The 26,853-nt window shown below is 27.0% G+C and carries 29 protein-coding genes; all 29 read right to left on the reverse strand.

Annotated features, from left to right (window positions below; genetic code table 11):
* Positions 1–16: 16 nt before the first annotated feature.
* Positions 17–1,159, reverse strand: a complete 1,143-nt coding sequence (flgL, locus tag B0174_RS08140) for a flagellar hook-associated protein FlgL (RefSeq protein WP_108559525.1) — start codon at positions 1,157–1,159, stop codon at positions 17–19.
* Positions 1,156–2,460, reverse strand: coding sequence for a flagellar protein export ATPase FliI (fliI, locus tag B0174_RS08145; protein WP_108559527.1), 1,305 nt, complete (start codon positions 2,458–2,460; stop codon positions 1,156–1,158). Before fliI ends, flgL begins: the two co-directional genes overlap by 4 nt.
* Positions 2,460–4,454: a tetratricopeptide repeat protein gene (locus B0174_RS08150; RefSeq protein WP_108559529.1), complete on the reverse strand. Its 1,995-nt coding sequence runs from the start codon at positions 4,452–4,454 to the stop codon at positions 2,460–2,462. The genes fliI and B0174_RS08150 overlap by 1 nt, the downstream gene beginning before the upstream one ends.
* 3 nt (positions 4,455–4,457) lie before the next feature.
* Positions 4,458–5,504: a flagellar biosynthesis protein FlhB gene (gene flhB / locus B0174_RS08155; RefSeq protein WP_108559531.1), complete on the reverse strand. Its 1,047-nt coding sequence runs from the start codon at positions 5,502–5,504 to the stop codon at positions 4,458–4,460.
* 14 nt (positions 5,505–5,518) lie between these two features.
* Positions 5,519–6,268 (reverse strand): flagellar biosynthetic protein FliR, encoded by a 750-nt coding sequence (locus B0174_RS08160; RefSeq protein ID WP_108559534.1) that lies wholly within the window; start codon positions 6,266–6,268, stop codon positions 5,519–5,521.
* Positions 6,268–8,178, reverse strand: a complete 1,911-nt coding sequence (gene fliK / locus B0174_RS08165; RefSeq protein WP_108559536.1) for a flagellar hook-length control protein FliK — start codon at positions 8,176–8,178, stop codon at positions 6,268–6,270. Before fliK ends, B0174_RS08160 begins: the two co-directional genes overlap by 1 nt.
* A 5-nt stretch (positions 8,179–8,183) precedes the next feature.
* Entirely contained in the window at positions 8,184–8,645 is a 462-nt protein-coding gene (flgC, locus tag B0174_RS08170) for a flagellar basal body rod protein FlgC (protein WP_108559538.1), read from the reverse strand.
* Between the two features lie 14 nt (positions 8,646–8,659).
* Positions 8,660–8,956 (reverse strand): flagellar hook-basal body complex protein FliE, encoded by a 297-nt coding sequence (gene fliE, locus B0174_RS08175; protein ID WP_108559540.1) that lies wholly within the window; start codon positions 8,954–8,956, stop codon positions 8,660–8,662.
* Positions 8,957–8,966: 10 nt separating this feature from the next.
* Positions 8,967–9,302, reverse strand: a complete 336-nt coding sequence (locus B0174_RS08180; RefSeq protein WP_108559542.1) for a hypothetical protein — start codon at positions 9,300–9,302, stop codon at positions 8,967–8,969.
* Positions 9,303–9,370: 68 nt separating this feature from the next.
* Positions 9,371–10,189, reverse strand: a complete 819-nt coding sequence (locus B0174_RS08185; RefSeq protein ID WP_108559544.1) for a P-loop NTPase — start codon at positions 10,187–10,189, stop codon at positions 9,371–9,373.
* Positions 10,190–10,192: 3 nt separating this feature from the next.
* A complete protein-coding gene (flhF, locus tag B0174_RS08190; RefSeq protein WP_108559546.1) occupies positions 10,193–11,341 on the reverse strand; it encodes a flagellar biosynthesis protein FlhF in 1,149 nt (382 codons plus the stop codon).
* Positions 11,338–11,733: a hypothetical protein gene (locus B0174_RS08195; RefSeq protein ID WP_108559548.1), complete on the reverse strand. Its 396-nt coding sequence runs from the start codon at positions 11,731–11,733 to the stop codon at positions 11,338–11,340. Before B0174_RS08195 ends, flhF begins: the two co-directional genes overlap by 4 nt.
* Positions 11,717–12,094, reverse strand: coding sequence for a hypothetical protein (locus tag B0174_RS08200; protein ID WP_108559550.1), 378 nt, complete (start codon positions 12,092–12,094; stop codon positions 11,717–11,719). The genes B0174_RS08195 and B0174_RS08200 overlap by 17 nt, the downstream gene beginning before the upstream one ends.
* 8 nt (positions 12,095–12,102) lie before the next feature.
* On the reverse strand, positions 12,103–12,408 hold the full coding sequence (locus B0174_RS08205) for a rod-binding protein (protein WP_108559552.1): 306 nt from the start codon (positions 12,406–12,408) through the stop codon (positions 12,103–12,105).
* Complete coding sequence (locus tag B0174_RS08210; RefSeq protein WP_108559554.1) at positions 12,408–13,187, reverse strand: OmpA/MotB family protein; 780 nt, start codon at positions 13,185–13,187, stop codon at positions 12,408–12,410. The genes B0174_RS08205 and B0174_RS08210 overlap by 1 nt, the downstream gene beginning before the upstream one ends.
* A 3-nt stretch (positions 13,188–13,190) precedes the next feature.
* On the reverse strand, positions 13,191–13,946 hold the full coding sequence (locus tag B0174_RS08215) for a motility protein A (RefSeq protein WP_108559556.1): 756 nt from the start codon (positions 13,944–13,946) through the stop codon (positions 13,191–13,193).
* 3 nt (positions 13,947–13,949) lie between these two features.
* Positions 13,950–14,825 (reverse strand): FliM/FliN family flagellar motor switch protein, encoded by an 876-nt coding sequence (locus B0174_RS08220; RefSeq protein ID WP_108559558.1) that lies wholly within the window; start codon positions 14,823–14,825, stop codon positions 13,950–13,952.
* Between the two features lie 12 nt (positions 14,826–14,837).
* On the reverse strand, positions 14,838–15,149 hold the full coding sequence (locus B0174_RS08225; RefSeq protein WP_108559560.1) for a flagellin: 312 nt from the start codon (positions 15,147–15,149) through the stop codon (positions 14,838–14,840).
* Positions 15,150–15,227: 78 nt separating this feature from the next.
* Positions 15,228–17,222, reverse strand: coding sequence for a tetratricopeptide repeat protein (locus B0174_RS08230; RefSeq protein ID WP_108559562.1), 1,995 nt, complete (start codon positions 17,220–17,222; stop codon positions 15,228–15,230).
* Between the two features lie 14 nt (positions 17,223–17,236).
* Positions 17,237–17,566, reverse strand: coding sequence for a hypothetical protein (locus B0174_RS08235; RefSeq protein ID WP_108559564.1), 330 nt, complete (start codon positions 17,564–17,566; stop codon positions 17,237–17,239).
* 52 nt (positions 17,567–17,618) lie between these two features.
* Positions 17,619–19,712 carry a flagellar hook-basal body complex protein gene (locus B0174_RS08240; RefSeq protein ID WP_108559566.1) on the reverse strand — a complete coding sequence of 698 codons (2,094 nt, stop codon included), beginning with the start codon at positions 19,710–19,712 and terminating at the stop codon, positions 17,619–17,621.
* Positions 19,713–19,789: 77 nt separating this feature from the next.
* Positions 19,790–21,250 carry a flagellar hook-basal body complex protein gene (locus B0174_RS08245; protein WP_108559568.1) on the reverse strand — a complete coding sequence of 487 codons (1,461 nt, stop codon included), beginning with the start codon at positions 21,248–21,250 and terminating at the stop codon, positions 19,790–19,792.
* A 9-nt stretch (positions 21,251–21,259) separates the two neighbouring features.
* Positions 21,260–21,943 carry a flagellar hook assembly protein FlgD gene (locus tag B0174_RS08250; protein ID WP_108559570.1) on the reverse strand — a complete coding sequence of 228 codons (684 nt, stop codon included), beginning with the start codon at positions 21,941–21,943 and terminating at the stop codon, positions 21,260–21,262.
* Between the two features lie 9 nt (positions 21,944–21,952).
* Positions 21,953–22,240: a FliM/FliN family flagellar motor switch protein gene (locus B0174_RS08255; RefSeq protein ID WP_108559573.1), complete on the reverse strand. Its 288-nt coding sequence runs from the start codon at positions 22,238–22,240 to the stop codon at positions 21,953–21,955.
* A 72-nt stretch (positions 22,241–22,312) separates the two neighbouring features.
* Entirely contained in the window at positions 22,313–22,972 is a 660-nt protein-coding gene (locus B0174_RS08260) for a FliH/SctL family protein (RefSeq protein ID WP_108559575.1), read from the reverse strand.
* Positions 22,972–23,979: a flagellar motor switch protein FliG gene (gene fliG / locus B0174_RS08265; RefSeq protein WP_108559577.1), complete on the reverse strand. Its 1,008-nt coding sequence runs from the start codon at positions 23,977–23,979 to the stop codon at positions 22,972–22,974. The genes B0174_RS08260 and fliG overlap by 1 nt, the downstream gene beginning before the upstream one ends.
* 15 nt (positions 23,980–23,994) lie before the next feature.
* Positions 23,995–25,713: a flagellar basal-body MS-ring/collar protein FliF gene (fliF, locus tag B0174_RS08270; protein ID WP_108559579.1), complete on the reverse strand. Its 1,719-nt coding sequence runs from the start codon at positions 25,711–25,713 to the stop codon at positions 23,995–23,997.
* 16 nt (positions 25,714–25,729) lie between these two features.
* Complete coding sequence (gene flgB, locus B0174_RS08275; protein WP_108559581.1) at positions 25,730–26,134, reverse strand: flagellar basal body rod protein FlgB; 405 nt, start codon at positions 26,132–26,134, stop codon at positions 25,730–25,732.
* Positions 26,134–26,853, reverse strand: a complete 720-nt coding sequence (locus B0174_RS08280; protein WP_108559583.1) for a flagellar hook-basal body protein — start codon at positions 26,851–26,853, stop codon at positions 26,134–26,136. The genes flgB and B0174_RS08280 overlap by 1 nt, the downstream gene beginning before the upstream one ends.

Raw genomic sequence — 26,853 nt, forward strand, 5'->3', positions numbered from 1 at the left:
ATTATATTGTTGCTAGTTATTTTAAAAAATTAACTAGTGACAATTGATTTGTTTTACTAATTGTTGAATAAAGTGCTGTATATGTTAACTCTAAAGCTTTTGATTCAATCGCAACTTGTGCTAAATCAGCACTACCTAAATTACGAGATAAAATATCAAATTGAGTCAATTTAGAACTAACTCTTTCTAAAGAAATCTCAAATATTTTATTTTTTCCACCTAAATTAGCATGTGCAATATTAACAGAATCATAAGCTTTATCAACTTCTCCTTGATAATTAGCAACTAATGATTTTGCATTTTCTGCAGAAATTGGATTACCATTACTATCAACTTTTTTTAATGCATTTACAGTAGCATCAACTAAATCAAAAATACTTGTTTTTGCTTCAAATTTTGTACCATCAACATTTGGCATTGATGCACTATATGTAGGTGGAGTTAAAGCATCACTTGTAACAGGATTTATAGTATCAGTTGTAGCATTTCCATTTAAATCATATTTTGTTAATGTATCATTTGTTGGAGAATTTAATTTCCATTCATTACCATCTTGATCAATAATTCTATCAGTTTCTTTAAAAGTTAAAGTTCCACCTTTATATGCAGTTGAAGAGGGATATGTCATCATATCAAAGCCATTAATTCCTCTTTCTCTATATGAACCTTCTTCAATAGCTACTTTTTTCAATTGACTATTACCAACATAAGTTATTTTTCCATTAACATCTTTTTCAAACGGTTTTATTGAGGAATCTGAACCAGCAAATACATATTCATTTTCAACTTGTGTATTAGCTAATTGAAAAAGATTTTCTTTTAATCCTGCCAGACTTGAAGCAATTGCAGTAATTCCATCATCAGTAGTTGTTGCTGTATTTGCTTTTACTAATTGTTCTTTTATATTCTCTAAAATCTTTTTAATCTCTGCCATACTTGAATCAGCCATATTATTTTGAACTTGAGTTTTTTGAATTTGAGTTTTTAAACCCTCAAAAGTTCTAACTTTTTCATCAACAAGAATTAATCTTGAGTACAACATAGAATCATCACTTCCATCTTGAAGTTTTTCTTGTGTACTTGTTTGATAAGTTAACCTTTGTTGTTGAGTATTTAAAAGGCTCAATCTATAAGTCATTTGTTCTGTTTGAGTAATCATTGTAAAACCTTTCTAAACATTGTTACTATCTCATTAAATCCAAAGATTTTTTGAGTATCTTGAGTTAGAAATTCTCTTATTTGTTCTTTCTTTGACATTGCATTGTCAAGTTCTGGATCCATTCCAGCTTTATAAGCACCAACTCTAACCAACACTTCATTCTCTTTTATTAATGATAATACTCTTTTTAACTTTAAAAAATCATTATAATGTTCTTTATCAACGACCTTATCCATAACCCTTGAGGCTGATTTTAGTAAATTTATTGGAGGATAAAAACCTTGTTCTGTTAACTCTCTTGTTAAAACAATATGCCCATCAAGAATTGACCTACTTTGGTCTGCTATTGGATCATTCATATCATCTCCATCAACTAAAACTGTGAAAAATGCAGTAATAGACCCTTTTTTATTATTTCCAGCTCTTTCCATTAGCTGTGGAAGAAGTGCAAATACTGAGGGTGGATAACCACGACTTACAGGAGGTTCACCAGTACTAAGACCTATTTCCCTTTGTGCCATAGCAAATCTTGTTACTGAATCCATCATTAGTAAAACATCATGACCTTTATCCCTAAAAAACTCAGCAATAGCCATAGCTGTAAATGCTCCATATTTTCTCATTAAGGCAGATTCATCAGAAGTTGCTGCAACTATTACAGTATTTTCTAAATTATTATCCAAATTATAATGAATAAATTCGGGAATTTCCCTACCCCTTTCACCAATTAGTGCAACTACTTTTATTTGAGCTTCACAACCTTTTACAATCATACCCATAAGAGTAGATTTTCCAACTCCTGAACCTGCAAAAATACCGATTTTCTGACCTTTTCCACTTGTTAACATAGAATCAATTGCTTTTACACCTGTTGCAAATTTTTGATCAATTATTCCTCTTTCTAATGGTGGCATAGAGAGTTTATTAATTGCAGCATTTTCTTCTAAATCTGTAATTTTTCCCAAATTATCAATCGGTTCACCCAAAGCATTTATCACTCTACCAAGTAGCCCATAACCACATTTAACTGTTAATCCATCTTTTTGAATATAAACTTTATCTTGTATTCTAAAACCATCAATAAATGAAAAAGGAACAATGGTAAAAGATGTATCATCAATTGAAGCAACCATTCCTAAAACTGTTGATAAATGTAAAACAGATTCTATTTTTACTATGTCTCCTACTGCTACTTCTAAACCTGTTGCAGTCAAAGTTGTAGATGAAATATTTTTAATTCTTCCAAAAGGTATTGATAAATTTGTTGAGTCAATTCTATTTAATATATCTTCAATATTCATTACATCTCATCGCACATTTTTTTATATAAACTATCCACACTATCTTTTACTTCTTTACATTTTAAAATATATTCATTTTTTTTAGCTTTATTTCCCATATTATCGTATAAATTTAATATATCATAATAAACTTTTACTTCATCATCAGGTCTTATTTTTCTTGTATTTTGCAAAGATTCTAGTAATAAATCTATTGATTTTTGATTCTTTTTTGATTCTTTAGCAATCCTTGCTAATTCTGTTTCAACAAAAGGTGAATATACAAAAGCTTTTAAATCTTTTTGTTTATTATATAAACTATTTAATATTTCATTTGCTAAAACTTCATTTTTTCCTTTTAATAAATTTAAATAATAATCATAATAAAAGTCAATAATTATTGGATTATTTTCATTTGCTTTAATATACTTAGGATTTTGATTTGTATATGTAAAAAACCTTTCCATTGCTATTGGTTCTGATTTTTGTTTTATTATTTGGTATCTATATAAAAATTCATTCGATAAAACCACTGGATCATCAACCATTTCAACTTTTGTTGAAAAATCTGAAGCTTCATCCATTAAACCTAAATTATAAGCCATTTTTTCCAAATATAAATAAATATTTGCATCTCTTGTTTTATTAAAAGTTTCTTTAATTTGTAAGTAAGCTTTTTCATATGGAGATTCAACTAAACACTCAAAAAAAGCATACTTAATACTCTCATCTTCTATTAATTTAACCAAAGTTTCATTTCTTGAAGTTTTTAAAACCTCATTTAATTCTGTACATTTCCCTTGTGCTAAATAATCTTTTATTATATCAATATTAATTTCATCATAAATTTCACTAATACTTCCATAACCAAATCTTTTTACTATTTCGGGAGCTACTTTACTGTAAACTTTTTCAGCCCTTAAAATAAGATCATATTTTTTATCGTTTTTATCATTCATTAATTCTTGTAAAAGAGCTTTTTGTTGCATTGCTTCATCCTCTGGATACTTAGAAGCAACAACTGCTGGACTTAAAAATCCTTGTCTCATTAAAATCTCATCTATATAAGCTTTTGAATCTTTTGCATAAATACTTTGAGGATAATCATTAATAATATCTTTATATAACTCTTTTGCTTTTTCTAAATAATAATTAGTTCTATCATACATAATCATATAAGTATTTGCAAGTTTAAATTTAAAATCTTCTATTACATCTTCTTTTGTTGTTCTTTTTAATAACTCTTTTAAAATTTCAGAAGCATGTTCTGGCATACCGGCTTTTATTAATTTACTAACTTTTTTATTTGCTAAATATGAATCATTTGCATAAAAATCAATATTAGTTTTTAAAACTTGAGTAATTAATTCATTTGCTTTATCATATTTTTCATCTAAAATATATACATCAAACAATTCATCAGCAACTACAGTAGCAACTTTTTTATCACTTGTAACTGTTAATATTTCATACAAATATTTAGTAGCTTTTGCATAATCTTTTTGATATTTATATACTTTAGCAAGAGAAATTTTTCCATAAGTTTTAGTTAATTCATCATCAAAATTATCTATTATAATTTGAGCAAAATATTTTGCATCTTCAATTTTATTTATTTCTAGTTTTAATTCAACCAAAATCATATATGCTTTTGCCAAATCATATTGATTAATTTTTGAAGAATTTATTGCCATTTCTAACTCAGTAGAAGCATCTAAAATCAATCTCTTTGATTGTTTTTTTAAAGCCAATTCTGAATATAAAATTATGCTATCAGAAGTTAAAATATTAAGTTTATTTTTTTCTTTAAAATCTTTTACTTGAGTATAGGCTTCATCAATTTTTCCATCTTTTGCAAGAATTCTTACGTTTTGCAAAATATCAAATCCATCATTTATCGATTGTTTTCTTTGCTCAGAAATTTGGACACCTGAAGAATCAATAAAACCATAATAAAAATCTTTTTTAGCATTTAAAATGTTTAACATTAAAAATATAATCATTAATACTTTCAATTTTTACCTTTTTCTTTTTAATTCATAAATATATGAAAATATTTCAGCCATTGCTTTATAAAATTCACCTGGTATTTCTCTATCAATTTCTATTTGGTCATATAAAGACCTTGCTAGAGATGGATTTTCAATAATTGGTATATTATGATCTTTCGCAATATCTTTTATTTTAATTGCTAAAAAATCTATTCCCTTCGCTACAATTTTCGGTGCAGAATTCACTTTATTATCATATTTCAAAGCTACAGCATAATGTGTTGGATTTGTAATAACTACATCCGCTTCAGGAACTGAACTCATCATCCGTTGTTGAGCCATCTTCATCTGAATTCTTCTAATACGCCCTTTTACTTGAGGATCTCCCTCCATGTTTTTATATTCATCTTTAATCTCTTGTTTACTCATCTTTAAAGATTGCATATAATAATGTTTTGTAAAAAAGAAATCTATTATAGCAAAAATAAAAATAATAAAAAGAATAGCTGAAATAAAATAAAGTGTTAATTCAAGCATCGTGGCAATAGTATCTACTATCTCTTGATTCATCATTGCTAAAAACTTTTGATAAGTTAATGAAAAAAGAATAAACATTACGAGCATAATCAACATTAATTTTGCCGTTAATTTTAAAGCTTCAATAAGCTTTTTAACTGCAAAAACATTTTTTATTCCTTTGATTGGATCTAATTTCTGAAGATCAAATTTTAATGGTATAGTTAAAAAACCAAATTGTGCTAAATTACTAGCAAATACCAATAATAATACCAATGCAAATAATGGTGCTAAAGCTTTTAAAAGAGTTACAACAACATGATATGTAATTGCATAATATAATGGTCCATCTAACTCTTGACCAATAAAACTATAGGAGAATAGCATTAACTTCTTTATTTCAAGTAAGGAATAAGATGAGAAAAAAAGTAAATATGCAGTTCCAAATGATAAAATTGCTACTCCAGAAATTTCTGCTGATTTAGCTACATTTCCCTCTTCTCTGGCATCACTAATTTTCTTATCGGTGGGTTCTTCTGTTTTATCATCATCAGCCATATTAAACCCTTAAGTTATTGAAATTTTGAAATAAAATATTCGGTAAATGCTTCTGTAAACATTTCCATTCCAAGTATCAAAAATACAAATATTAAAGCATATTTCAATTGGAATGTAACTACAAATGGAGAAAAAGATGGCATAGATTTTGTTCCATAACCATAATAAACATCAAGAATAAATCCTATAAAAAATAAAGGTAAAGCAAATGCAAATGCAAATGCAAACATTCTTTTAATTTCATCAATAGCCATTTGTACACCATTGTATGAAAAAACATCAAAGTTTCCTAAATGTATCATAGAAAAACTTTTTACTAAAATAACTAAAGTCATTTCATACATTCCTGTTTGAAAAAACAACATTAAAGCAATCCAAAAAAGTAATTTTGAAACTATTCCTTGTTGTCCTCCTGTAGAGGGATCAAACATAGCAGCCATTGAAAGAGCAGTTGAATATTCAACAAATTCTCCAATTATTTTAACAGCTGAGAATATAATATTAATTAACATTGAAGCTATTAGTCCTAATGTTAATTCAGATATTAAACTTATTAAAAAATTATCTTGAGTAATATTTGATGTTATATCGACCAAAGGAAAAATAAAAATTGTTATGTAAAAAGCAAAAGCAATTCTAATAGTTGGGCTGATTGCAGCGTGTCCAAAAACAGGCATAAATGCAACAAAAGATAATATCCTTGCAAGGAGTAGAAGAAATTGATATAAAGTTTCTTCATTAAGTAAAGATAAAAGAGCTTCCATTACATATAGTCTATGCTTTTTTCTTCTATATCTCTATTTTCTTCTTTTAATTGTAATACTGATTGAGTATCCATTTGTTGCTCAAATCTTCGATTATTACCTTGACCTTCATTTGCATTTGATGATTGATTACTACTATTTTGGTTTGAAGAACTAAAATCTAGATTAAAGTTAGTACCTTCATCAAATGTTTTATTTAATGAATTTTTTAACATATTTTGATTTTCTATTAAAGTATTTAATGTTACATTATTAGTAACATTCATACTAATTGTTAAGCCATTATTTCTATCATTTTTCATTAAAATTGCAATAGAACCTAACTCTGTAGGATTTATATTTATTCTAAAGGCAGTCATAGGAGGCTTGTAATTCTCATACATTTGCTTAGCAATATCAGACATCATTATAGACATTTGTTGTTTTGCACCAATTATTTTTGATTGAATATTAAAAGATAAAGGGGAATTAACAGTAATCGTTGCATCATCTGCTAAATTTAGACTATTATCCAATAAAGCACTACTTGCTTCAACAGATTGTGTAATTAAATTTCTTACTTCTTCACTTTTTACATTTTTATCTAGAAATAAATTATCAATTTGATTTTTTCTAGTTAATGCTTGAATATCAGATTTTTTTACTTCTATCTTATCAACATCAATATCAACATTTTGTTCAATACTCATATCTTCTAAACCTAATTCTAATATTTCAGCACTAGTTTTAACCGCTTGGATCGAGTTACCATCTTTTAAAAGATTCACAGCTTCATTTCTGTTAAACAATACCTGGCTATTTATTTTATTTTTTTGAGAACCTAGATAGATACTAGAAATTAAATCTTTTGCAACAACATCTTTTAAAGGAGCTGGAATAGTACTATCGATAGTATCAAAAGTTAATTTTTCATTATTTTTCGAAATTAACTGATCCATTAATGATAACTTTTCTTCTTTTTTTATAACTAAACTTTCCTGTTTTACACCATTTTCTTCAACAACTTCTGTTGTTGTAATAGGTAAAGTTAAAAGTGAACTTTCTTTAACATTAGAAAGATTATCAGTATTTAAATCCGTTTCTGCAATAACCTTAATATCACTACTTACAACTTCTTGTGTACTTATTCCATTTTGAGTTTTTGTTACTATTTGTTCTAACAAAATATCAGTTGAATTTACTTTTTGTTCTTTAGTTTTTATCTCTAAATTACTTGAATTACTATTCTTTTTTGGAATTATTAAAGTATCTAGATTTTGTTTTATTTCTTCAGAAATTATTATTTTAGGAATATTTTCTTTAGGAATTATAGGAGTATCTAAGTCTTGTTTTATTTCAGGTGGAATTACAATATCTATAATATCTTTTATTCCTAAATTATTTGTAACAATATTTTCTTTAGGGATTATAAAATTGTCTTTATTATTTTCTAAACTATTTTCTTTTGTTGTTATAGGAATATCAGAATTTTGCTTCATTTCTTCTGGAACTATTATATCTTTAACATTTTTTTTAGCTTCAATAATCAATCTATCTAATAAAGAAGTTGTTGAAGTTGGTTTTTGTTCTTCAATTTTTCCAGTTTTAGTTTTCTCTGGTTCAACTTTCTCTGTTTTAACTTTTTCTGGTTCAATTTCTATATTTTTTAATAATAAATTATCTACTTTTATTTCTGGATTTATTTCTAAATTCTCAGCGGTAAGTTTTTCTTCAATTTTCACTTCCTTTACAGGAGTTGTGATAGCAGTTGCTTTAGCCGTTATATTTTCTTCTTTTGTTGCTGTATTATTTGATAATAACGAATCAAATAAAGAAGGTTTATCTTTTACCGTTTGTTCAGAAGTTGAACTTGTAATATTAGTATTTGTTGTTGTTTCACTCGAAAGTAAATTATTTATTATATTTGGCATTTTGATTACACATTTAATATTTCTAAAGTTTTAGAATCGATGTTTTTATGAGTATTAAATGAAGCTAAATTTGATTCATAAGATCTCATAGCTTCAATTAAATCAACCATTTCAACAACAGGATTAATATCAGGATATGCCACATAACCTTTTTCATCAGCATCAGGATGTGCTGGTTCATATCGCATAACAGGTTTTGCATCAGATTGAACTATTGATTTAACACCAACACCTCTTAATGAAATATCTGAATTTTTATTATTTGTAGTTTCAACTTCATTTGAATTAGTTTTTTTACTATTTGCTAAAAGAATATCTTGAAATACTACTTGCTGTTTTTTATAAGGACCACCTTCTAAAGTATGAGTAGTTTTAGCATTTGCAATATTCGCACTCACAACATTAATTCTTGTTCTTTGAGCACTCATACCAGAAGTTGATACATTATATCCATCAAAAAAACCCATCTTAAATCCTTTTCTTAAACTTGCATTCTCATAATTTCTTTATACGCAGTTAAAGCTTTATTTTTAACTTCTAATGCCAATTTCATAGACAACTCAGCTTCTTCAATTTTTTGTACTGCTTCTTGTAAATTTGTAACTTTTCCAGTTGCAATACCTTCCATAGAATTATAACCTTCAACTTGTTCATCATTTACATCAGTAATAGCATCATTTAACATATTTTGAAACGATTTATCTTGGCTTGGCAATACTTTATTCGTTGTATTTAATCCTAAAGAACCTATTGAGTCTGATATTGAAGATATATTCATAATTTACCTTTTATTTTGTTTTTTTCTGGTCTTTATTATTCGCGTCAGAAATATCTTTTACTGTTAATTCATTTAACATAAGTTGAATTTTTTCTTCATTATATTTGAAATTAAACTCATTTCTTTTATTTTCAAGACTGAAAAGACTTATGATTAATGAAAGCATCATATTACTAACACCTTTTAAAACTATTGTTATTAGAATTATACCTAAAATCATCTCCATAGGAGTAAATAAATCAGCATTTATTATAAAAAATATTAGTGTTGCAAAAAATCCAGTGGCAATATAAAATCTAAATACCCCACTATTTATTACAGTTTGTGAGAATCTCTCAATTACCATGATTCTGTACTTTTTCTAACAATATTAAAAGAATTTATTGAACTTAGTTTTTGCACTTAGAACAAACCTTAATGAATATTTTTTAGTAACTTATCGATAATCACTTGTAACTGTTTTGTTGTTTCATCAGATGAAAATTCATTGGCAAATAATTTTCTAAGTCTTCCTGTCGTAGAAATATTTGCAGAAGTTGAAACGTTTCCTATATATTCTACCATAAAATCTGTATTTAAACTATTTTTCTTTCCCAAATTTATTAAAGAATTAGCTATCGTTTCGCCTATTTGATAATTTCTTGTATGATTAAAACTCAACATTAATTTACTTTTTTCAAGAGAAAGCATTTTCATTAAAGAATATACATCAGTTAATGCACTAGGATCTGTAGTTGTAATTGCTAAAACATTATCTGAAATTGATAAAAACTCTTTTACATACTCATTTAATCCAGCACCTGTATCAACAAGTAAAATATCAAAATTATTTAATGAAATTATATCTTTTACTATTCTAGAAAAAACAAAAGTATTTTTATTTGTACTATATTGATAACCACTTCTTCCAGCAATTAAATACACATTTGGATATATTGTTGAACTAATTACCTCATCTAAAGTTTTGGTTCCATCTATATATTCAAAAAGCGTATTTTGAGGTTTAATATCAAATAGAACTTGCATATTTGCTAAACCTATATCTGCATCTAAAACAGCAACTTTAAAGCCTCTTTTTGACAATAGAAATGCCATATTTGCAGTAAAAGTAGATTTTCCAACTCCACCTTTTCCTGAAGTTATTGTTATAAGTTTAGTTTTAGAATAATTTTTTTTTACTCTATTAGTAAGTTTAACTAATTTACTAGCTTGAGAAGAAATTGCATCAAACAATTCTTATCTCCTAACGCATTGTTTATTCATAAAACAATCTATTAAAAAAGTTGAATCAGAAACAATTAAATCATCTGGTACATTTTGTCCAATAGAAAAATATGTAATAGATTTTTTTGTTTTATGTGCAAAAGATATAAGATTCCCAAAACTTCTTGTTTCGTCTAATTTTGTAAAAGTTAAATAGTCAATAGAAAGTCTTGAGTAGTTCTTATAAATTTCTAGTAAATCACTATGTTTAACATTCGCTGGAAGTACTAATATTTTTTCAATTGGTAATTCTTCAACTCTTTTTTGATACTCATTTATAAGCTCAATTTTATCAATATCATATTGACTTGAACCTGCTGTATCAATAAAAATATAATTACAATCTTTTAATCTTAAAAGTGCTTCTGCTAATCCCTCAGGTTTTTTCACTATTTCCAAAGGTAATCTCATAATATTTGTATAAGCTTGTAATTGCTCAATTGCTCCAACTCTAAATGAGTCAAGAGTAACAATTCCAACTTTATAGTTCTGTCCCAATTTATAAGCATATCTTGCTGCTAATTTTGAAATAGTTGTAGTTTTTCCAACACCTGTGGGTCCTACCATCATAATTATTTTTCTTTGATGTTTTCGTAAAGGAACTTCGTGTTTTATTGGAATTACTCTTCTCAAAATTAATTTAAAAAAGTCATTTACTTTTTTTGGATTTGATTTTAATGCAATTGGTAATTGTTTAATAGTTTTTTTCATGATAGTATAAGTCATCTCTTGATCAAACTCATTTTGTTCAAAAGTATTATACATTGATGCAAATTCTGGAGGAATAGTTAAATCATATAATTGACTTTTTGGATTCCAAATAGATTTTTGAACTTGTTCTAAAACGCTTTGCATTTTAAGAATCTCTTCTTTAAAATCATATACTTGTGTTTTCATTGCTTCTGAATTCGCAGTTGCTTTACTAATTGCAGTTTTTGTATATTGTAAATTTTTCTTTTTATGTTGATCTTCAATTGCTACAACAACTTCATACATACTCTTACCATTTTGTTGTGTAGATATTTTCTTTGTAGATATTACAATAGCTTCTTCACCACACTCCTCTTGAGCTTGTCTTAATGCTATTGTTGGTGTTTCTCCTAAAAAAGATAACATTGTCATTTTGTTCTTCCATCTTTATATATTTGTTCAATTGTTCCATCAATATTTTTTATACGAATAAAATCATTATTTTCATAAATAACTTTACCTTTTTTTTCTATTTTTACGCCACCAAAATTAAATATTACAGACTCATTTTCATATTTTTTAACATCTTTTATACAAATTATTGTATTTCTATTTATATAATGTGTTGTAGTATACTCTATATTTTGTAGCTGACTTAAAGTCAAAGGTGTGCAAGATTTATTTATCTCATTTACATTTCGTGCAACAACTTTTGAACTATCAAGTTTTTCTTCAAAATTTATAGCAACTTTCGAAACTAAAACACTAATCGCAAAAAGGTTAACATTTAATAAAAAAACTAAAAAACTAAGCTTTAATATCAAAAAATTTTCCTCCATTTGCAGCAGTAATCTCAGAAACTAAATCTTTATACAATTGCTGAACTGGTAATACAATTGATGCTAATCTTTTATTTAATTCATAAAGATCTTTTAACTCTACCTCTAACAAATCAACACTTTGTCTATAAATATTAACATCAACACCCTCTTGAATTTTAGACATAAGTTCTTCATTTAATTTAGTTTTTAATAAAGTGATTTCATCTATCATTATATGTTTTTCATCATTTCTCTTTAGAAGTTCTTCATGTTTTGCAGCTTTTATATCTACAATATCCTGTTCTATAGAGCTTTTTAATTTTATTATTAAATCTGACATATTTTTTATAGTGTTTTCAATCATAAGAATCCTTATTTATTATTTTGTGTTAAAAATTCATATAGCATATTACTAATTCCCAAACCACCCGTAGCACTATCAGCAATAGACTGTGTATACATTCCTTTTATTATATCAGAACCCGCACCCTCTCCTGCAATATTTGTTGACCTTAAAGATACATCCATAATTTGATTTAAGAAAAATGACTCAAAATCGTTACAAACTTTTTTTAATTGCTCAGAATCTTTGTCTTTTAAATTTTCTTGTTTTACATTATCAAATTTATTTACTTGTAAAATATCTTTATTTAATAAATTATTACTACTTATTTCCATTATTGCAACCTATCAAAGAAATTTTCTTCATTTAAAATATCTTGCTGACTATTCTCAGAAAAGAATCTTATTTCAACTCTTCTATTATCAGCAGGAACATCGCTTTTTTGATGATATGAAGCAAATGCTGAAACCTTTAATATTGAGGGATCTATTTTATTTTTTATCAACTCTTTTACAACTGAGATAGATCTTAATGCTGAAATATCCCATGCATCTCTAGGAATTGTAGAACTTAAAACTCTATTTGTATCAGTATGTCCTATAATTTCAATATTAAAAGTTTGAGGCATTGTTCTTATAATCCTTGCTATTTTAGAAATAAATATTTTAGAACTTTCATTAGATAATTCATACGCGCCATCTTCAAACATTATACTAGAAGGAATATCTAAAGTAAATTCATTTTTTCCTTTTTCAATCTTAATTTCTTTATTTTCTATATTTTGACTCGAATTTATCTCTTGAACAACTTGAGATATATCTTGAACTGTACTATTAATTGAACTTTCATTCGTTGAAGAATCATTTTCTTCAGAACTAGAACTACTTTCTTTTGTAGAATACGAATCACTTTGAGTTTGTACATCAGTTGATGCATCAATAAATCCCATTGCTTTTTTCATAATATCAAAATATTCTTCAACTTTTGTCTTATCCATAACAGCCATAGATAATAAAAGAATAAAAAAAGTAAGTAATAATGACATTAAATCACCAAATTGTACAAGCCAACCGGGTAAGCATTTAGGACACTCTGGACATTTATTTTTTGCCATTATTTACTCTGAAGCATCAACTAAAATTGCATTTAACTGCATTTTAATATTTCCTATAGACTCTTCAGCTGCTATCATAGTTGCACCTAAAATTATAACTTCACATGCAGTAACTTCTTTTGAATGTTTTTGAGAAAGTTTACTCTCAAATACACCAGCAAAAAGGGTACCTGTTAATGCCCCATATAATGTTGTTAATAATGCAACTGCCATCGCAGGTCCAACGGCAGCTGGATCAGAAAGATTTGCAAGCATAGCAACAAGTCCGACAAGTGTTCCAATCATCCCCATAGCACCAGCTGTTCCACCAATATTTCCAAAAATAGATATCATAGAAGAATGTCTTTTCTCCATATGTTCTAATTTTAATTCCATCAAAGGCTGAATAACATCAGATTTAGCTCCATCAACTAATAGCTGAAAAGCTTCTTTAAAATAAGGATTAGTTTCTTGTAAAACTTTTTGTTCAATTTGCATTACACCATGCTTTTTTATTTCAGTAGCATAAAATATAATTTTTTCAATTAGCTCAGGCAAAGGTTCAACTTTTACTTCATTTAAAGCAACTTTCATTGCTGGCGCAATTCTTTTTAAATCAGAAGTTTCAAACTGAGCAGTAGTTACGGCGATTGTTCCACCAAAAACGATTACTACAGAAGGTATATCTATGTAAGGAGTAAAACCAACTCCTCCTAGCACAATGGCTAAAACCATCAATGCCCATCCTGCTCCAAACCCTCCAATAGTACTTTTATCCATAAACTATAACCCTATATGATTTAATCTAAATTCTTCATTTCCAATTTTCTTTATTTTTAATCCAAATTTTCCATCAACAATAACAGCTTCACCAACTCCAATTTTTACGCCATTTACTAAAACCTCAAGAGGTTCATTTACCATTTGTTCAAGTTCTATAATTTCACCAACATCCCATCTTAGAATGTCTTTTAGTAAAACAACTTTCGTTCCTAATCGAACACTTAATTTTAGTTTTATATGATATAAAAGTTCAAGATTTTTTGGTGTTTGAAAAGTTGGTGCAGGTTGATAGTTATAATAATTATTATTAGAAGTATTTGTAGATATTTCATTATCTTTTGAATCATTTCCTCCTTCAACTCCTGTAATTGAAGAGAAAAATGGTGAAATAATTTCATCAAAATATAAAATAACTGGTAATTTTTCTTCATCTAAAGATAGAATTATTTCAAAAATATTTGTTTTATTTTCTAAAGAAGAACCCTCAACAATTGTTGAACTCTTTACTTCTGATTTTATAGATCCAATATCAGGTAATCCTTGAGCATTTACAGATGTACAAAAGCTTCCACAGATATTTGAGATAATTTCATTTACAGCATCAGTAATTTCATCATCAATATGCTCTTTTAAATCACCCATTCCACCAAGCATCAAATATTCAAATTTAGTTGCACTTAGCGTTGGTATAAAAAAAGTTAATTTTGCAGAAATACCTTTAAAATCAAATTTAACTACACATTCAACAAGTTGTGTAGAATCAAAATTATCACTTACTAAAGCAACAATTGACTCAACTTGAGAGCTTTTTGATAACAATTGTTCCAAAGTATTTGAAAGTTCTTCTTTTAATATATTTGATAAATCTGATGCCAATTAAAACTACCTTTATTTATTTTGAGATTCTAATTCTTGTAATATATAGGCTTTAACTTTCATTATATCCTCAGTTGGATATTTATATTCAGCCTCACCTCTTGTTATTTTTACAAAAAAGTCTTTTGAACTTTTGTTATATCCAAATTTTACATTGTCTAAGATTATTTCATTTTTGTCAGCAATATTCTCTGATCCTAATGCTTTTTTATATTTATCTTCTTGTATTACTTTATTCTTTTCGTCAACATTAACAACTTTTTCAGTTTTCTCTGAATTATTAACTTTTGAATTTTCTATTTGTGCAATTCTACCAATTTCCATAGTATCCTCCTTAAAAAAGTAACAATTTTAAGTTATTATAGCAGAATTAAATTAAATTATTTAAGTTTGCTTCTGAAACTATAAAGATTCTAAATACTCGTCAAATCCTATTAATTTAAAATCTATTAAAGAATCTAAATACGGTTGAAGCAAAAATTGCTTAGCACTTGAAATTTTCAAATCTTGTATTAGCTGAATAGCTGTTAAAAAATCTGCATCTGGATCATTTAAGATAACTTTAATTAATGATATTTGAATAGAAGCATCATTATATCTTCCTGCTTCAAGTAATGCAGCAACCATTAAATACATACTATATTTATCTTCTAATTTATACTCTGATTGTAAATATTCAAGCGTTTTAATTGCTTCATCAGGTGAATTAAAATGTAAATCTCTTAAAGCTTTTGTTCTTAAATAAGAAGGTGTTTTTTTACCTGAGATATTCATATCAGCCTTTGAAAAAATACCTAATCCTTTTAAAATATCTACATAAAATCTTGTTATTATCAAAGATCCTTCTAAAAATTGATTATTCAAACTCAGAGGAATAGAATCTTGTAATCTTGAATAATAAGTGTAATCTGTCTCACCTTTTCTTCTTTGTACCATTTTTATTAGAAATGTTAAAGGATCTTTAAAATGCTCATCAAGTAAAGTATGATCTTCATTTACTTTTCCACTTTTCATTGCTTTTAAGAAATCCAATGCTTTATAAAATATTGTATTCTCATACTCTAATGGCTTATCTACTGAAGTAAACTGAGGATTTATAAATAATTTATAAATTTCTTTTGAGAAATAATTATACAAACCATTATTACTTTTTATGTTACCCTCAATATACTCTTTGTCTCTAATTTTGATATTTAATCTATCAGCTGTTATTAAATACATAATGGAATAAAGCTTATTCCCTGGATTTAATTTATATGCTCTTTCAAAATATTTAAAGGCATTATTAAAATCATTTATTTGAGCACATGATAATGCTAAATTATAAAAGATATATGATTTTGTATCTTTTGTTAACATTTTTTCTAATTCTACAACTCTAATAATTGGATCTTCTTTCACAATTTTTAGAAATTTAGCATTATATTCAACCATCTCCTCAAGATTAAGAATGCTCTCTTTTTGATTGTAAATAAAACCTTTTAAACTATCATAAATAATCTCTTGCGAATCTGAAAAAATAAATGGTGCAAAATAAAAAATAAAATCTATTTTTCTATTATCATCAAAATTTATAACTGAATTTAAGTATTGTTTTGATGTAAATTTATTTTGATTGAAAAAAATCTCCAAAGGCAATTCTGTATTTGCTTTAAAAGTATTTTTTCTTTCATTTATTAAATCTAATGTCTCTTTTAACTGTTCAATATTATTCATTTTAAGATTTGTAAAACTTGTAAACCATAAGATTTTATCAATAGTGTTTGGATTTACATTTTGTTCTTTTGCTTTTTTTAGTAATAAATTTGCTTTTTCATAATCTTTTAATTTTATATAAATTAATGCTTTTTTTAAATCCATAGCATAATCCATAGTATTTAAAACCTCTAAAGCATTTTCATACTCTTTTAATATTATGTAGGTATCTGAAAGCATTCTTTTTGAGTGTTCAGATAAATTTTTATACTTTTTTGAAGTTTTAACAATCGTATCAAGATATTTATTATCTTTTGAAATTTGATATAAGTAATAACAAGCCGCCATATAAGGGTATGTATGAATATTTGCATTTTCTGGTTTTGCATAAACTTTATTCAAATATACTATTGCATTATCAACAGAACCTAATTTGTAATAGGCAATTCCCATATTTAAATATGATGGTACTTCTAATATTTTCGAAGTTTTTTCAAAAAGTTTAATAGCTTCTTCATATTCATTTTTACTCAAATGTAATACTGCTTTATTAAAATCAATTTGTAAAGATAAATTTTCTTGAGATTTTACTAGTCTTTCAAACTGAAATATTATTTCTGGTTGTGATTCGATTAAATCATCTGTAGCATATAAAATACTATTGAAAAATATTGCTAATAATATTTTATATACTAGTTTCATTGATTTACTAAAGCCTAAACCATTGCATTAACTTGAGCATAAAGCTCTTCGTTTCTTTTTTGGAATTCATCTAACTTATTTTTTAAATTAATATTTTCAATACGCAATTCTTGTAAATCATCTCTTGCAACTTGTAAATTTCCTTGGTTTGATTTTAATGTATTAGAACTTATTTTTACTTGTTTTTCATATCTTTCAATTAGTGACTCAAACTTAGTAATCTCTTCTTGTAAAATATTTTTTTCTTCATTTACTTTCTTGTATAAAGATTTGTAAACATTTGCACTTGAAAAAAAGTAGAGTAATAAAACTCCAAGCACTACAATTAATAAAAAATTTTCCAAATTTATCCTATTTAAGTATAAATAGAGTAGATTTTCTACTCTATTTAAAAAATTATCTTTTTAAACCAATCAAGGTAGTTAGAAGTTCATCCGCCGTAGTAATTGATTTTGCATTAGCCTCAAAAGCTCTTTGAAATACCATTAAATTTACCAAACTCTCTGATAAATCTGCAGTACTTAATTCTAGCGTTTTTGATTTTATCTCTGCCGTTTTATTATTATTTATATTATATACAGGATCACCTGATTCATTTGTTTTTGCTAATAAATTATTCCCTATTGGATTTAATCCTCTATTATTATTAAAAACTGCAACGGCTACTTGCCCTATTGCAAATTCAGCGCCATCTTGTTTCATTGTAATCAATCCTGTACTATCTACAGAAAATTCTCCAAATGCTGAATCAGAAATCCCTAAAGTATCTAGTCTTAATTGTAAACTTCCTTTTGATGCTGTTTGGTCAACTTTATTTATTATTTCTATAAATTCAGCTCCTGCTCCTTTTCGTCCTGAGTAGTTTGCATTTACATCAAGAGGTTCAAATGTTCCAACAATTGTTGGATCACCTTTCATACTTCCAGTAAATTCAACATCATAATTTGAATCTAATGTATTTATTACTAAATTACCATTTACATTTCTAGCATTTACATATTTTGATAATGAAGGATCTATATTTATTCCAGCAACAATATCATCAATGCTAGCAACTGGAGTAATACTAATAGGTGCCATAACAGGAGGATTAGCACCATTATTTGGAACAGGAATATTTTTTCCTAACTCTTTATCATAAATATTTATTCCATACTCAAAAGTTGTTGTTGTTCCTATTTTTAAATCAGCAGCAGTATAAACATCTTGTTGTTTTCCTGTTATTAATTTACTTAAAGCTTCTTTTGATGTTGCTAATCCTGTTGTCCCTGAAACTGTTGATGCTTCTGCTTTTGTTTGGAAATTTCCTTGCAATGTTGTTCCGCTTGCAACTTCACCTATTTCTGAAATTCTAAATGCTTGTCCAGGTATCAAAGATTTTATTTGAATAATACCTTTTAGCACATCTGCATTTTTTGTAGAATTTGTATATGTCTCTGATAAACTCAAGTTATCTACATGTCCTGAATCTATTGCCATTGTTGCAACTAAACCTGGTATAGTAGAAATATTATCTGCTAGTGCTTTATATGTCGCTATTTTTCCTGCTAATTTATCATATGCAGCATTTTGAGCCGGTGTTAATGCAATTGGAACAGCAACTGTTCCTGGGTCTACTAATCCATAATCTGTTATTTCTGATGCACTTAATGAAGTGAACAATTCAGTTTTTAATGCTTGACTTGCTGTTGATACTATAAAGTTTTGAGATTTCTTCTCACCATTTATATAAGCATATATTTGGTCTCCATCAGTTCCTATTATAGAATCTGTTCCTGATTTAAAGTTTATTTGTGAAATTTGAGCACTTGTAGTATCAAACAAACCATCTGGTTGATCTTTTAATTTTTGTAACCAACTCGTATAATCTTTTATTGCTTCTTCAATATCTGATATTTTTGCTGATTTTGTTTTTGCTCCATCTCCACTAAATACAGTTGTTGAATCAGATTTTGCTGTTAGTGTATAATCAGTTGCTTTTGCTGTAACTGTTTCTACATAAGTATCATGTCTAATTATTTTTGAACCTAATAATTTTGTATAATCATTAGTAAAAACACTTGTATTTGGATTTGTACTTGTAACATCATTTTGACTATCAATTGCAGTCATCATCCAACCTTGTACTTCATTTCCAGCTGAATCTTGAAGGGTCCCATTATCACCCATTCTAAAGTTACCAGCTCGTGTATAAAAGGTTTCTGCTGTTCCTAAAGTATTTTTATTTATTACGGTAAAAAATCCATCCCCATATAATGCCATATCATAATTTACACCTGTTAATTTTGTACCACCTTGTGTATACAATTTCTCTGCATCAAGTACCGTTGAACCTTTTCCGATTCTATCTTGGTATATTTGATCTGCAAACGAAATTCTTGAGGCTTTATACCCTATTGTATTTACATTGGCAATATTATTCGATTCATTATCTAAAGCTTTTTGTTGTGACGCTAATCCTGAGATTCCTGTCCAAAGTGCTCCTATCATGACTGATCCTTTTATTATTAAGGTTATGAACTTAATGTTCATATATTAATTCTAAAAATAGAACTAATATAAAAACACTATTTTTTTAATTCAATGGCTGTTTTTAGCATTTCATCAGAAGTAGTTATAGATTTAGAGTTTGCTTCAAAAGCTTTTTGATATACAAGTAAATTTGTCAAACTATTTCCCAAATTTGATGTACTTAACTCCAATGAACTACTTACTAATTTATTTAATTTCCCTGCATAAAATGCTCTTCCTGACTCTGCAGTAGTTTGGTAAATATTATCACCTTGAGGATCAAGCCCTTGTTCATTTGTAAAATGTGCTGTTTGTAATTTTCCTACAATAAATTTATTATCGCCATCTTTTAAAAAGATCACTCCATCATTTATTTCAATTGTACCAAAAGTATTTTTTGATAAATTTAAATTTGCCAATTTTAATTGGATTTCATTAACAGATAAAGATTCTTGACCAACCAAAGATAAAGTACTTGTAATATCCAACAATTCAGCATTTGAAAACTCTAAAGCACTTTTTAAAGCCTCTCTTGAACTATTAACCAATCCAATTCCTGAACCTAACTTAGCCTCTTGTAAATTTGTTGTTGATAAATAATTTTCATTTATCTGAGCATCTTTTATCAAAACTTCTTTTGCTGGAATTAAAGAATTAATAGTTAGCATTCCTGTTGTTGTATTAATAGATGAACTTAATCCTTTAATATCTGAAATTTTATCAGAGAGTTTTTTTAATGTTGTTTCAATATTTGTATCAAAAAACTGTATTACATCTTCATTATTTATTTTAATTTTAATAAAATCATTTTCACCAACTAATTGATTCATAGATGTTGACATATCTATATTTGTAATCTGTGAAGTTGAGGGTGATGGTATTGCTGTTGAAGTTGATGAATACAAATCAATCTTACTCTTATAATCAGCAATTAAAGCTTCTATATCTGCGATTTGCGCTGATTTTGTTTTATAACCCTCTCCACTAAGACCTTTATTAACTGCTGTTGTATTATAATTAGTTGCTCTTGCATTTATTGTTTGTAAAAAATTATCATTACTTATAGTTTTAGATACTACACTATTTGTAAGTGTTTCATCAAATTGAGTTTTTGCAGAATTTGATGAAACAACACTATTTGATTGAGGTGTTAATCCTAGAACTTTCATACCATTTTGACTTTGCAATAGACCATCTTCTGCCATATAAAAATTACCAGCTCGTGTATAAAAAGTTTCATTAGTTTTTCTATCTGAAACCATAAAGTAACCTTTTCCCTCGATTGCAACATCATAAGTATTATTAGTTAATTTAAGATTTCCTTGGGTCATAACTTTACTAATACTATCAATATTAGTTCCCATTCCATATCCATACTGATACATCATATCTTCAAAACGAATATCATCAGCTTTGTGTCCAATTGTATTAACATTAGTAGAATTATTTGATTCAACATTTAACGCTTTTTCAAAAGCATTTAAACCTGAATATCCATTCCATAATGCGCTAATCATATTAAAACCTTAGAATATTTTAGTAATATTTGAAAATGGTAAATTAGTTAACTGGTCAGAATATACAGCGGCAGAAACTCCTGCTAAAGTATATTTATGATCAGTAACTATTTTATTATTTTCATCCAATATTGTTAATTTACCATCACTTATAACTGGTTGACCAGGCTTTGATAAAACAATTTTATTTCCTGTTTTTAGACCTTTGTCATCAAGAATTTCTCCAGCAACATTATAATTAACTACTTGATTTTTTGTAGGATCTGTTGAATCAGGAACAATAACTCTATCTTCTAGATATAAAATTTGTTGAGCTTTTACTTGTATTACACCATCTACATTTTCAACTGATCTTACAGTATAAGCTTTACTAACTCCATCTGCTCCAGCATTTCCATCTTCAATATTTTTTCCAATTATTCCAGAAGCATTAGATAAAGATGATTGAGTAAAGGCTGTTTGCATTCCTTGCATAGCTTTTATCATTTGTTGATTTGTATCAATAGCTGACATTTGCATTTGACTAGAAAGCATTTGAGCTGAATCCATTGGTTTTGTTGGATCTTGTAATTTTAATTGCTGAATCATTATTTTCAAGAAATCCTCATTAGTTAACTTATCATTACTAATTGCCGTTGTATAGCTATTTCCATCAATACCAACACTTGAATTTACTTCTATATTACTAGCCATTTTAATCTCCTATATCATATGTTCTTCAAAGAAATATTGAACTACATTATCAGAATCCATTGCATCTTGAACTCTAACTGCTAACTTATCATCCATTACGATTATATCACCAGTTCCTATTATTCTTGTATTTACATAAATTTCACCACCAGTTCCAGCAGCTTTATGTAAAGAAATAATATCACCATCACTTAATTTTAGAAATTCTGAAACTGTAATATTAGTACTTCCTAGCATTACATCTACAACTATTTCCGTATCAACTAATAAATCGTAATCTCTTTCACTAATTTCCATTTAAATACTTTACTTGTTATTTTGATAAATTATATCATAAAGTTATAATATTTAATGAATGATTTTATTTTACTATATAATCAAATCCAAAGAATCTAACATTGTTGAAACTTTTGATTCAATATTTCCATCAAAATTCCCAAGATCACTAGCAATTACAACACCACCTGCTGTAACATTTGCATCACTTTTTAATTCAATAAAAGGCTCTAAATCCAACTGTCCTTTTAAAATTTCATAATCTTTTGGGTTAAGATGAATTTGTACTTTTGATGCTGTTTTTATTTTGTCTAAAAGATGATTTATTGTCTGTTTCGCAATTTTTGATGAATTTTCCCCAACTTCTATGCTAATAATTTTTTGTGCAATTGAAATAGAAGTTTTTAATAACTTTGTTTCCATTTGAAAAGTTGCTTGTTCAAAAAATGCTGCATAATGTTTTAAATCTCTTATTGCTTGAATAACCTGTGCATCTATATCTTTACCTTTGATTCCATCACTTTCAATACTATCAACTTTTTGTGATATTTCATTTAATTTAGCAGTTAAATTTCTAACTTCAATTAGAACAGGATCCACTCGTCCATTTATTTCTCTATCATATAAAACTGAATTTGAATTTGTAACAAGATTATTATCAACTGAAGAATTAATAAAATTGCCTAATTCATATTTTTCTACTTCTGTGTTTTTAGTTAAAATTTTTGCGCTAGAATATACATTATCAGCCATTAGTTATTCTCTCTATCAATGATTCCATCTTCTATCATTTTTTGCGTTACATCTAACATTTTTCTTTGAGCAGCCTCAATATCTTTAATTTTAACTTTATTTGACATCTCAAATTCTTCTTTAAATCTATCTCGTCCTCTTTGAGACATAGCAGATGTAACTTTTTCCATATCTTCTTCTGTTGCATTTTTCATTGCAATTACAACATCACCTGTATCAACATTTTGTAAAATTCTCATCATATATTCAGCATCTAAATTTAATAAATCTTCAAATACAAACATATTTTCTTTTATTTTTGTAGCTAATGAAGTATCAATCCCATTAATATTTTTTAAAATATCTTGTGCTTTTGGACCTAACTTATTAAGCATATCAGCCACAACTTTTACTCCCCCAACATCTACAATTGAAGAAAATAAAGATTCTAGTTTTTTCTCGAGAACCAAAGATATTGTTCTTACTACATCAGGAGAAACATCTTTTATTGTAGCAATTTGAATAGTTACTTTTACTCTTATTTCTTCATCTAATTGCATTAAAACTTCTGAGGATTTATTTGGATCCATGTGAGATAATATTACTGCAATTGTATGTGGAGATTCATCTTTGATAAAATCACTTAATTGTTTTGGATTTATTCCATCTAAATATGAAAAAGCTTGTGATGCTAGTTTCATTCTAGATAATTTTGCTAATACTTCATCTGCTTCATTTTTACCAAGTGATTTGTATAAAATTTCTCTTGCAAAATCATAACCACCAGAACTTATAAAACTTTTTGATCTTGTATATAAATGAAATTCTTCTAAAACAGCTAAAGAAACCTCTTTATTTATTGAAGTAATTTGTGTAATAGCAGTAGATATTGCCTCAACTGTATCTTTTTGAAGATGTTGAAATATTTTTACTGTAGATTCTTCACCAATTAATACAAAAAATCTAGCGACTTTTTCCATCATTGACATTCCTCTTAGAATATCATTTTCTTTTGAACTTTCAGCCATTGTTTAACACCTTTTTTATTTAAAAGTACCACTACCTTCATTTAATAATAATTCAATCATTCTTGCTATTTCAAGTGGACTATTATTTATTTCTCTATCCAGCTCTTCAATAAATACTTCATATCTTGCTGCTGATTCTTCATCTAAACCATCTATATTATTAAGAATTTGGCTTTTAACTTTTGATTTCAATCTTCCTTGTGCGGTACTAGAATCAAACTCATTTTCATAATCAGATAACATATCTTTAACTAAAGTTTCATCATATCTATCTACATTCTTTTTAATACCATCACCAATAATAACTACTTCATTATTTGCAATAAATTTTTTATAGAAAATTAAAAGTAAAATTGCTGCAATTATATATTGTATATATTCACTAAAGTCTTTAAGAATTGATTTTATCATAGATACAGTATCAGTTGATTCTTCAGATATAATAACTGCATTTCCATTCTCATCAACAGTTTGAGCGACTTGATCAATGGGTTTTACACCAATAAACTTAAAGTCCCTAACAGTAATTTTATCGCCTCTTACTTTATCATAACCAATTGTATCTTGAACCACTGATTCCAATGAACTAATGAATTCATCTTTATTCTGAATATCTTTTAATACAGATGAATCAAATGTTACAGCTGCCGTTATACGCTTAATATTTGTATAATTATTATCTTTTTGAGAAATTATTTTTTTAGAAATCTCATAATTTGTAACGGTATTTGTTCCTTCATTATTTGAAGCAATATTACTACTTCCATTTCCGGTACTTGGGGTTTGAATATTACTATCAACTCCAGCAACTCCACCATTATTTGAAGGCATACCTTGAGATTTAGAACTATTTTCAATAACTTGCTGAGATCTTATACTTCCCTCTGGATTATAGATTTCTTCTTCAACATCTTTTTTCACAAAATCTAAAGAAACTGTAACCTTTGCTACAACTCTTCCAACTCCAACAAAAGGTTCCAAAAGTGCAACTACTTTTTTAGAATAATCTTCTTCTAATCCTTCTTTATATTTATTTTGAGTTGTTGATTGTTGATTATTTATATCATCTGCGGATTGTTGAAGTAAACTTCCATCTTGGTCAATAAGCTGAATATTTTCATGTTTTAAATCAGGCACAGCTGAAGCAATAAAATTTTTGATTCCATCTATTTGTTTTTGAGTTAAAAATACACCTGGCTTTAATGATAACATTGCAGATGCAGTTGTATCACTTTTCTTTTCTGTAAAAATTGTATCTTTTGGAATTGCAATTTTTACATTAGCTCGTAAAACACCAGTTAATGACTCTAAAGACCTAGATAATTCACCTTCTAATGCTCTTAAATATTTAACTTTATTTTCAAAGTTTGTAGTACCCAAAGATGATTTTTCAAAGATTTCCCAACCAACATGTTTACTTGTTGCTGCTTCACTTGTAACTAATTTAATTTTTGCGATATTTATAAAATCTTTTGATGTTTTTAATGTAAGACTATTTCCAGTACCACTAACTGCAAATATTATCCCTGAAGCTTCAAGTTCATCACTTGCCAACATAACTTGTGATTTAGTTAAATTTGAAGCGATCGTATAATTCAATTTTTTATCTTCAGCTTTAATACTTGAATAAACTAATAAACCAACTAACAATATAAATAATAAAGAGAACCCTCCTATTATTACAGCTCTTTGAGCTGTGTTTAAATTATTAATAAACTTTAAAAGTTGATCCATAAATTACTTATCCTAATTAATTTTTTGCTGAAGATTCAATAACTGATCTAAATAATTTAGAATCTCGTTTTATAGAGGATTGAATAGCATCGAATAATATCTTGTTTTTAGACATTTCACTCATTTGAGTATCTAAATTAACATTATTACCATCATTTTGTTCTTCTAAACCTTTTACATCAACTAATTTAGGATTAGTATTAGATAAATTAGTTCCTAATGATGACATATGTTTAGAACTTGTTAATTTCATTTTTAAAGTACTATCTAAATTATTATTTAATTCATCTTCAAAAATCAAATCTTTTGTTTTATAAGCAGGCGTGTTAATATTAGCAATATTACTTGAAATAACTTTTTGTTTTTCACCTCTAAAATTTAACTGTTCAAAAAGTTTATTACTTATGCTACTTGCTTCCATTATTTAGTGTTACTTCCAATTTTTTCTATTAATGAAGCATTTAAACTATCTATTGAACTAATAGCTTTTTGTGATTGATCAAATCTTCTATGAGCATCAATTAATTCAACCATTGAACTAACTGAATTTACATTTGATTTTTCAATCGCTCCACTAACTAATAAATTATCATTATTTTCAAATATTTCTAGTTCATTTGGATTTTTCAGCTTATATGTATTATCACCAATTTTTTCTAAATTTGTATAAGGAATTTTTGTTACTCCAATTTGTGACGCAAAATTATCTTCCACAACTATAGGTTCGTTATCTGCATTTAATACATTATTTCCATTTCCATCTACTAAAAAATTATCTAAATTTTTAAACGCGCCATCTCTTGTATATACAATATCACCATTTGTATTTTGTACTTTAAAAAATGTATCAGGATTATTTAATGCAAAATCTAATGCATTTCCAGTCATAGCAATTGGTCCCATTTCTGAATTTATAAATTTTGAATCAATTTTTGGGATATTATTTGTTACTGTATTTATTTTGCTAGGTGCACTATTTTGTTCTTGCATCCTTTGTAAATAATAATTAAAAGTAGTCTCAGTAGTTCCTTCTTGTTTAAAACCATTTGTATTTATATTTGCCAAATTATTACTAATTTGATCCAATCTATTAAATTGATTTATCATTGATGCAGCAAGAGGATAAGTACCTTGATTCAT

Source organism: Arcobacter caeni, from assembly GCF_003063245.1.
Lineage (GTDB): Bacteria > Campylobacterota > Campylobacteria > Campylobacterales > Arcobacteraceae > Aliarcobacter > Aliarcobacter caeni.